At 70.6% G+C, this 2,359-nt stretch carries 1 protein-coding gene; it reads right to left on the bottom strand.

Translation table 11 applies throughout. From position 1 onward, the window contains the following. Positions 1-830 precede the first annotated feature (830 nt). Positions 831-2,237 carry a proline--tRNA ligase gene (proS, locus tag FMEAI12_RS34530; protein WP_112109259.1) on the bottom strand — a complete coding sequence of 469 codons (1,407 nt, stop codon included), beginning with the start codon at positions 2,235-2,237 and terminating at the stop codon, positions 831-833. Positions 2,238-2,359 lie beyond the last annotated feature (122 nt).

Raw genomic sequence — 2,359 nt, 5'->3', positions numbered from 1 at the left:
TCGACCGTCGCGTCCGCGGCCTGGCCGATGACTTCGCCGGTCGTGGGGTTGATCGAGTCGACCGTCCGCTCGGTCTCGACAAGCTTTCCGTCGATCAGTAACCGCTTCACAGCCGCTCCTCGTTGATGTCGATCATCTTTGATGACTCGCTCGTCGTCACGGTGAGAGTTCCGAGGTGCACACCGGAACGCCGCCCGCCACGGGTTGTGCCCGCCGTTTCGCTCCCGGTTCGCATCTCGCCCTCTTTTCTCGGACGCGTGCCGGGGCGGGCGGGCCGAGCAGGCGGCCCGGTGGAGCCTGACACGTCTCGATCGCGTCCTGACCGCCACGTCCTATTTCGTGTCGTAATCCTACTTACGCCAAATTCGGAGTCAACCGTTTGACAGTGGAGTAGACCCGGCCCAGCCGGACCGGAGATCCATGGATCTCCACGCGGCCGTCCGCGGTCGCTCGGGAGGATCTCGGACATCGTCGGAGAGCGCTCGCGGGATCTTCACCGAGCGCCTGGCTTACCGCGTCCCGCAGGCGCATCTCACGGGCGTCCGCCGCACGTCAGCGGGCGTCCGACGGCGGGCGGAGCCGTCCGGAAATGGACTTCCATCGCTTTTCGATGTTTCCGTCCGCGGTGTCAAGAATGGCTACGCCAGTTACCGGGTCACCTAATCGCGGTTTCCACCGCTAAGGCACGTCGGGCCGGTGCGCCGGAAAAGCGGGAATGGCCCGTCGGCCCTCGTTCGGCCGGCCCTCGTTTGGCTGGCGCCAGCTGGGATCTGCGCCGGCTGGGATCTGCGCCGGCTGGTCCGGTGGCCACCGGACCAGCCGTGCCCGTGTCAGTAGGCGCGGGCCACGAGGCAGACGAGATCCTCGTCCCTGGTGTCCGCGGTCGGCAGGGCGCCGTCCGGCGTCTGCAGGCAGCGGACGGTCAGCGAGTCCTCGGCGAGCCGTGCCTCGCCGTCCTCACCCACCAGGTGCCAGGGCAGCCGGGCGAAGCCCGTCGCGGCGGCCTCGACCGCCTCGGCCAGCGAGGTGACGTCCGAGGTGCGTTCGTCGCGCAGCGCCAGGGCCTGCGCGTACAGGCTCGCCTGCACCTCGTCGAGCAGGACGGGGACGCGGCCGGCGGCCTCACCGAGCGGCACCGGGAACTTCTCGGCGGTGTCCCGGCGGGCCAGCGTGACGTTGCCGGCGGCCAGGTCGCGCGGCCCGACCTCGACCCGGACGGGGATGCCCTTGAGCTCGGCGTCGGTGACCCGGCGGCCGAACGACAGACCGGGGCGGGCGTCCAGCCTGGCCCGGACGCCGAGTGCGGTGAGCGCGTCGGTGATCTCGCGGGCCTTCGTGACCACGGCGTCGTCGTCGCGGACCGGGAGCACCACTACCTGGGTGGGCGCGAGCGCGGGCGGCACCCGCAGGCCGTTGTCGTCACCGTGAGCCATGATCAGGCCACCGATCATGCGGGTGGAGCTGCCCCAGGAGGTCGTCCACGCCAGGTGGCGGCCGCCGTCCGGCCCGAGGAAGTCGATGTCGAAGGCGCGGGCGAAGTTCTGGCCGAGCTCGTGGCTCGTCGCCATCTGCAGCGCCTTGCCGTCACCCATCATGCCTTCGCAGGTCATCGTGTTGATCGCGCCGGCGAAGCGCTCCTTGCGGGTCTTCGCCCCGACGAACACCGGCAGCGCGAGCACCGAGGTCATGAACTCCCGGTACACCTCGAGCGCGATCCGGCGGGCATAGGCCGCGGCGTCCGCGGCGTCCGCATGGGCGGTGTGCCCCTCCTGCCACAGGAACTCGCTGGTGCGCAGGAACAGCCGCGGGCGCAGCTCCCAGCGGACGACGTTCGCCCACTGGTTCAGCAGCAGCGGCAGATCCCGGTAGCTCTGCGTCCACTTGGCCATGTACTCGCCGATCACCGTCTCGCTGGTGGGACGGACGACGACCGGTTCGGCCAGCTCCTTGCCGCCACCGTGGGTGACGACGGCGAGCTCGGGGCTGAACCCCTCGACGTGCTCGGCCTCCCGGCGCAGGTAGCTCTCCGGGATGAACAACGGGAAGTAGGCGTTCACCGCGCCCGCGGCCTTGATCCGGGTGTCGACGTCGGCCTGCATCCGTTCCCACAGCGCGTAGCCGTAGGGCCGGATGACCATCGTGCCGCGCACGGGCCCGTTGTCGGCGAGCTCGGCCTTGTCGAGCACGTCCTGGTACCAACGCGGGAAGTCGGTGGAGCGGGGGGTGAGAACAGCCACGTCGTCCACGATATTGGTTCGGTACGACGGGCCGGCGGACACGGCCCGCCCAGGCGACCGCCACGGGCCCCGCGGACGCGTACGGGGCCCGGTTCCGGCCCCGGCTCCGAGACGGCCCGCCC

It is taken from the genome of Parafrankia sp. Ea1.12 (genome assembly GCF_900465275.1).
GTDB lineage: Bacteria > Actinomycetota > Actinomycetes > Frankiales > Frankiaceae > Parafrankia > Parafrankia soli.
This window is presented reverse-complemented; position numbering and strand designations above follow the sequence as displayed.